Origin of the sequence: Paenibacillus sp. AR247 (assembly GCF_002968895.1) — a bacterium.
GTDB lineage: Bacteria > Bacillota > Bacilli > Paenibacillales > Paenibacillaceae > Paenibacillus_AQ > Paenibacillus_AQ favisporus.
The window spans coordinates 34674-41700 of record NZ_PCZT01000026.1 but is presented as its reverse complement, the minus strand read 5'-3'; the positions used below and the strand labels follow the sequence as shown (position 1 = coordinate 41700).

Here is a 7027-nt window from a genome sequence, read left to right as displayed (position 1 = left end):
CTGCTGCTACCGCGCGAGAAGCGATTTTAGTCTCCCGTGACGGTTTTCATTCCTTCACGAGCATCTGTCGTGACTGCATTCCGGTCCAGGTGATGCGGCTGGATGCTGCCCTGCTGCAGGTGATCCGAGGTGACGGATTCGGCTGCCAGATGTTCCGCGCCGACCGCTCCTTCTGCCAAGATGTTCTCCATGAATGAGGCCGGGCTGCAGATGGGACGGCTGAATCGATTCCGGCTGGACATGGCTGCTGCTAACCGAGCCTGGAGCGATTTTATTCCCCGTAACGGCTTCGTCCTTCAGAGAATCAGTCGTAACGGAACTCCGATCCAGGTGATGCGGCTGGATGCTGCTCCGCTGCAGATGATCCGAGGTGACCGATTCGGGGGCCAGTTGATCTGGACCGACGGCCCCTTCTGTAAGATGCTGGCCCTGAATGAGTCCTGGCTGCAGATGCCAATCCTGGATGCTCTCGGCCTGAAGGTGAAGCGGGAGGATCGATTCCGGCTGGATGTGGACACTTCCTATCGCACCCGTGGCCAATTTAGCCGAGCTTACGGATCCATCCTTCAGCGCATGCTCGTGAACAGCCCCAAAGGCCAGGTGCTCCGCCGTTACGGCCCCTGTCTGGATGTGATGGCTTCCGATCGACGTGTCCGCCAGCTTATCGGCTGTGACCGCACCGGGATGCAGCGCTTCGGTATGCACCGAACTTGTGGCCAGATGCTGTATACCGACACTGCCTGCCTGCAGCTGTTCCTCTCCGACCGATTCAGGGGCTAAATGCCTGAAGTCCACCGCACCCGGGGCAATGTGCTGCTTCTCCACGCTCTTTTCCTGAAGCTGAGCCGAGCCGATCGATTTCTCCTGAATATGGCCGGTTCCGATCGAATTCGGCGCGATCTTATCACCGGTTACCGATCCGCCCTGGAGGGCAACTTCGGATACCGCATCCGGGGCAAGATGGCCGGATTGTATGCTGCCGTTCGTCAGATGGGTCGCTGTGACGGATGCCGGCGCTAACTGCTTAGAGCCGACAGCTTCTTCACCCAGGTGGCCGTTGCGGATAATCCCCTCCTGAAGATGCTCGAAACCATGGAGGCCGGTTTCAGATGGGCGGCTGTCGACGGATGCCGGTGCCAGCTTGGAGGCGCCCACCGCACCATCCTGCAGTGCCTCCGAATATACGGCACCTTCGGCCAGATGCTGGGCCTTGATGCTGCCTGACTGAAGCTGCTCTTCTCCCACGGAATCCGGAGCAAGATGCCGGAAACCGACCGCCCCCGGAGCAAGATGCCGCTGCTGTACGCTTTTCTCATGGAGATGAATGGAGCGGACGGCATCCTGTTTGATATTGACGCTGCCGACCGATTCCGGTCCGAGCTTCGATGCGGTTATTGCGCCGTCCTTGATGGCTTCTGTGTTAACCGATAACTGACTCAAATGGCGTTCCTGGATCAATGCGGACTGCAGATGCCCTTCGCTGACCGAGCCTGGTGTGAGATGACGCTCGCCGACAATGCCTTCAGCCAAATGTCTTTCCTCGACAGTACGGTCTTGCAGGTGCTCACCGGAAACAGAACCGGCCTGGAGCTGATTCCCTCCGACTGAGTCTGCAGTGAGATGACGCTCACTGATGATATTATCAGCCAGATGCTTCTCTTCCACCGCTTGGTTCTGCAGGTGCACCCCGGAGACGGAACCGTCCTGAAGCTGATTTCCGCCGATCGAACCGAACGTAAGGTGACGCTCACTGATGATATTGTCAGACAGATGCTTCTCTTCCACCGCTTGGTTTTGCAGGTGTATTCCGGAGACAGAGTCGGCCTGAAGCTGGGTTCCTCCGACCGAACCGGCTGTAAGATGGCGCTCACTGATGATATTGTCAGCCAAATGCTTCTCTTCCACCGCTTGGTTTTGCAGGTGTATTCCGGAGACAGAGTCGGCCTGAAGCTGGGTTCCTCCGACCGAGCCGGCCGTGAGGTGGCGCTCACTGACGATACCTTCGGCCAGATGTTTCTCTTCTACTGAATTGTTTTGCAGGTGCGCTCCGTTGACGGAATCGGCCTGAAGCTGGGTTCCTCCGACCGAGCCGGCCGTGAGATGGCGCTCGCTGACGATGCCTTCAGCCAGATGCTTTTCTTCGACCGCTCCACTGTGCAAATGCACGCTGGAAACCGAGCCGGGCTGGAGCTGTACTCCGCCGACTGATTCTTCCGAGAGATGCCGCTGGGTTACCGCACCCACGTTGATCGAGCGGGAAGTGACGGCGTTGTCGGACAAATGCTCACTGCTTACGGACGCGGAGGCCAGCTTGGGGCTGCTCACACTCCCATCAGCCAGTTTGGCCGACGTCACCGCCAGATCCTGAATTTTGTCGGTCGCCACGCTTTCGGGCGAAAGCTTCAGGGAGGTGACCGCATGGTCCGCTAAGTGAGCCGGATAGATAATGCCGTGATTGAGATGACCGGATTGAACGCTTCCTGCCGAGAGCTTTTCTGCAGTTACCGCTTCATTCCTAATGATTGCGTTGTGTACGATTCCCGGTGTCAGATGATCTGCGTTCACCGAACCTTTGGCTATATGCTGGGTTGTGACGGCCTGATCCTGAATCGCGGACGCCCGCACGCTTTTGTCGGACAAATGCCGATCCTGAATCGAAGCCGGGCGGATATGCTCCGCGCTGATGCCGCCTTCGGCTATATTGCGTCCGCCGACCGCGCCGTCTGCCAGTATGCCGCTCGTCACGCTGCCGCCTGCGAGCTTTTCACCAATGACAGATTTGTTCTGCAGATGACGGGAAGCTACCGCTCCATCCGAGATATGCTGCTCGACAATGGCGCTGCGGGTAATGTGTCCCGTAGTGATCGACCCGTGTCTGACATGAGAGCCTTCCACGACGTTTGCCGCAATATGGCTGCCGTTAACAGCCCCCTGCTGAATGTGGGACGTCTGAATGGAATTCGGCGCAATCTGTGCTTTCTGGACGGCACCTTGTGCCAGATGCCGGGTCTGCACGGCTTCGTCTGCAATCTTCTGGGGCAGAATGCTTTGATCGGCAATTTTAGATGAGGTGACCGTCTGCTCGACAATATGCACCGTTCCGACCGACTGCTCCGCCAATTTGTTCGCCCCGACGCTGTGGTCGGCCAAGTGTGCTGCAGTGATCTCGCCGGGGGCGATATGCTTGCCGCGAATGGTCGCATCCGCCAAATGCGCGGACGTTACTGCAAAGGGTGCCAATATTGGTCCGGTCACGGCTCCATCCTGCAGATGTTGGGTGCCGACTGATTTTTTGGCGACATGCTCGCTTGACACGCTCCCCGTCGCGATTTGATTTCCGCCAACGGAGCCGTTCTGAAGAAGTTCCCCGGTCAGTGATCCTTCCCGTATATGAACGCTTTCGATGGAGCGCTCCTTCAGCTTGTCGCCCGTAATTTCGCCGGTCCGGATCTTCGAGCCAGTAACGGCGCCTTCGGCCAGTTTCGACGTGTCGATCACTTCATTGGTCAAATGCATGGACTGGATGCTGGCCCCAGCAATTTTGCTTGCCGTTACGGCTTGGTCTTGCAGCAGATCTGTGTTTACGACCAGACTGCTCAAATGGCGTGACGTGATGGAACCGTCGGCGATTTTGGTGGAATCGATCACCTGGTCGCCCAGCTTGGCGGATGTAATGCTTCCGTCGCGGATTTTTTCCCCGCTGATGGAGCGATCCCGAATTTTGCTGCCGCTGATCGCGCCGTCGGTCAGATGCTCCTCCAAAATGGACTCAGAGGCAATTTTGGAGGAGACCACGGAGCCGTCGGCTAAGTGAATATGAGAAACAGCATAATCTGCAATGGCCTCGCTGCCTACCGAGCCGGGCTGAAGTCTGGACGAGTCAATGGCCCGGAGCGCAATTTTGGACGTCGTGACCGAACCGTCGCTCAGATCATCCGTATAAATGATTGGCTCCGGGGAATTCGGCATCCTTTTTTCTTCAATGATCTCCTCCAGCTCCTCACGGTCCCGAACCGGCACCGTCTCCTCAGGTATAGCTTCTTCAATAACAGGCTCCTCGGGTACCGCTTCCTCGGATACCGCCTCCTCCTCGGTCTCTTCTATTGCCTCAGGCTTGCTCTCTGCAGTGTCCTCCATTTGGTGCTCTTGTATCGGTTCAACTGTGTCCAAAGTCGTTGTTTGCTGGACTTCTTCCTTTTCAAGGACTGCATCAGGGGCAATGGATCGGATTTCCGCATATGAATCAAGTTGGTTTGTCTTTGGCGCCGTTACTTTGCTTTTACGGATCAGTTCCAACTCCTGAATTTCAGGATTATCCACGAAATAGAGGTTCTTGTTCGGTTGTTTAACCGTCCGGCTTTTATTTTTCTTCTTCAAAAGACCTCGCTCCTTCCTGACCGGATGCATCTTGGGCATCATATGCGAACAAATAGGCCGTTGTCACTGATTTCCCGGTTTTTGTAACGATTTTGAACTAGCCAATCGGATGGATGCTTCCGGCAGAACAATCCGGGAGGACGGGATCACAAATATTCAGGGATAAAAGGTTGAAGTTCTGGGGATGATCGAGGGACATCCTGAGGTACATGAGTGTCACCTGCCCACCAATAACTACTCTGTGCATTCATCCTTCACCGTTTGAGAAAATAGGCGGCACGTTACGGACAAAGACCCTTGCTTATAGCAATCTATGGCATAGGATATATAAAAAGTGGGATGACGGAATGCCAGGGAGGGATGAACGTGTGGATTTCTGATGTTGGAATTCTGCTGAATGCAGCGGTGCACCGGGGAATTCCCGGCGGAAAGACGGGAGCGGAATCCCTCGTCAATTATGAAGAGGCGGCCCGGATGTTCGGCTTGAGGCCGTGCTATATGAAACTACAGGATATCGATATTGAACGCCATGAATGTTCGGCGTTTGTTCTGAGAGAGGGGAAATACGTTTACACCAGGCTTCCGCTGCCAAGGGTCATTCATAACCGGGCCATCTACTTTGACGGACGGTCAAAAAATAGAATTCAACGTCTTATAGACGGCGGATATATGATATTCAACGCCAACAATCGGTACGGGAAAGATGAAATTCATCACTTGCTCGAAAGTAACCCGCTGCTTTCGCAGCATCTTCCCGATACGACGATCGCCGCCCCTTCCTCTGTCCAGGAAATGATGCGGCGATATCGTGATCTGATATTAAAGCCTTGCGTCGGCAGCGTCGGCAGAGGAATTATGCGTCTTCACGCCCACGGCCAGCATTGGTATCTTACTTATGCCCGAACCGGGCGATCCCTGGGATGGACGACGGTTCGCTTGAATAGACAACAACTTCCGGGCATCCTGCTGCGCCGGATCTCCCAGGCGCCCTTCCTTGTCCAGGAACGCATCGCACTGGCGGAATATAAACAACGGCCTTATGACCTTCGCGTCTCCATCCAGCGAGGCATCAGCGGCAGCTGGAGCCTGACGGGAATGTACGCCAAAGTCGCCGCATCCCGAATGTTCGTCTCCAATGTCGCTCAAGGCGGCAAGGCCTTCCCGGCCGAACGAATTCTGGCCGAAAGCCTGCCGGGGTTATCTGCGGACAGAATCTCGGATAGCGTACATCAGCTGGCCTTCGGCGTGGTCCGGCAGCTGGAGCAGCACTTGCCTTTTACGGCGGACCTTGGCCTGGATATCGGCGTCACCAAGGGCGGCAAGCCGTATTTTATTGAATGCAACGGACGGGATCAACGTTACGGTTTCCGAAACGCTAATATGCCCCAGTATTGGAAAAAAACATATCGGGAGCCTTTGGCCTATGCCCGGTACCTGGTAAACCGGCAGCACACCGGCATAGAACTTTGAGCCGGATCTCGGGTTAGTCTGCCATTCATTGCGCGCATCCTCCGAGAAATCCGATATAGCAGGTAGAAACGCAAAACGGGAAACCGGGAAAACAACGGATGCTGAACAAAAATATGCTTAAATGAAAGACCGAAAATGCATCATGCCGCTTTTTCGGTCTTTTCAGCATCGGCTAATAGCTATCATACGGCTTAACCTTGTCCATGGTACCTGACATCTTCGATGCCGAACCAGGGAACGGCAGCGGCCGCATAGTACGCAGCCGCTAGGGCAATGACGAACATGAGAACCGCCAGCCCGTCATATCTGCTGAAAGCGGACGGATAATAGTACGTTCTGCGCCCCGACCCGCTGAACTGCTTCGCTTCCATCGCCACGGCAACGCGGTGCGCCCGGCGGATGCTCTGCGACAGCAGCGGCACCGCATACAGCCGGACATGCTCAAGGAGGCCACTCGGCCCCCGGCCTGTCCGCACGCCGCGGATCCGCAGCGCCTGCCTGCGGATAAGAAACTCCTCCCAAACGATGGACAGCAGCCGGATCGATGCCATGAAGCTGTATGCGAATTTGGGGGGAAGGCGAAAATTTTGCATCAGCGAATAGAACAGTTTGACGGACGGCGTGGTCATGACAAAGAGCAGCCCTTCTGCCGCAAAGGCAATCGCCCGGAATCCCAGGTGCAGCCCGCGGTAGAAGCTTTCCTCGGATACGCGGAACATCCCCCACTGCCACCAGACATGGTCCCCTTTCCCGAATAGGATCATCGTCAGGGACGAAGAAACGAATACGAGGCTGAAGGAGAGAACGAGCAGCGATACCTTCCATGCCGGATAACCGCTGAACAAAAACAGGACGGCGATGTAGACCGCGGCCTGATAGACGGCAAAATCAATGCTCCGCGTCTGAACCGTAACGATAAACAACACGATCAGCACGGCGAGCTTCAACGAGGGATTCGCCCGGTGAAGCCAGGTAAGACGGCTCGGACTCAAAAACCGGTTCATCCGCTCACCTCCTCCTGCGCATCCGAAGCTGCGCCTTCTCTCTCAAGCCTCCGCCTCCCGGGCTTTATCGCCATCAAACTTCCGTCTTGGATTTCCCATACTTGGGTAGAGGCCACCTCAGCGATTTCTCGCTCATGCGTCACCATAATGATCGCCGTGCCGCTTCGGCGAAGCGC

Annotated in this window: 3 protein-coding genes and 1 pseudogene; 1 reads left to right on the top strand and 3 read right to left on the bottom strand. The window is 55.8% G+C overall.

The genetic code is table 11. The features are described from left to right. Positions 1-54 precede the first annotated feature (54 nt). Positions 55-4377 carry a hypothetical protein gene (locus CPT76_RS34360; RefSeq protein ID WP_105446092.1) on the bottom strand — a complete coding sequence of 1441 codons (4323 nt, stop codon included), beginning with the start codon at positions 4375-4377 and terminating at the stop codon, positions 55-57. A gap of 366 nt (positions 4378-4743) precedes the next feature. Between CPT76_RS34360 and CPT76_RS34355 the strand changes: the two genes are divergently transcribed. After that, positions 4744-5847 (top strand): YheC/YheD family endospore coat-associated protein, encoded by a 1104-nt coding sequence (locus tag CPT76_RS34355; protein ID WP_258169080.1) that lies wholly within the window; start codon positions 4744-4746, stop codon positions 5845-5847. 191 nt (positions 5848-6038) lie between these two features. Here the strand turns inward: CPT76_RS34355 and CPT76_RS34350 are convergent, their stop codons facing one another. Together CPT76_RS34350 and CPT76_RS38555 are read right to left on the bottom strand one after the other, a co-directional pair. Continuing rightward, a complete protein-coding gene (locus CPT76_RS34350; protein ID WP_105446091.1) occupies positions 6039-6851 on the bottom strand; it encodes an energy-coupling factor transporter transmembrane component T family protein in 813 nt (270 codons plus the stop codon). Beyond that, positions 6848-7027, bottom strand: a pseudogene (locus CPT76_RS38555) (ABC transporter ATP-binding protein); the annotation flags it as partial. The gene CPT76_RS34350 and the pseudogene CPT76_RS38555, both read right to left, overlap by 4 nt.

What these genes read in the sequence shown, in the direction of transcription:
- CPT76_RS34350 (WP_105446091.1), bottom strand. Translation starts at nt 6,851, where the DNA reads ATGAACCGGTTTTTGAGTCCGAGCCGTCTTACCTGGCTTCACCGGGCG.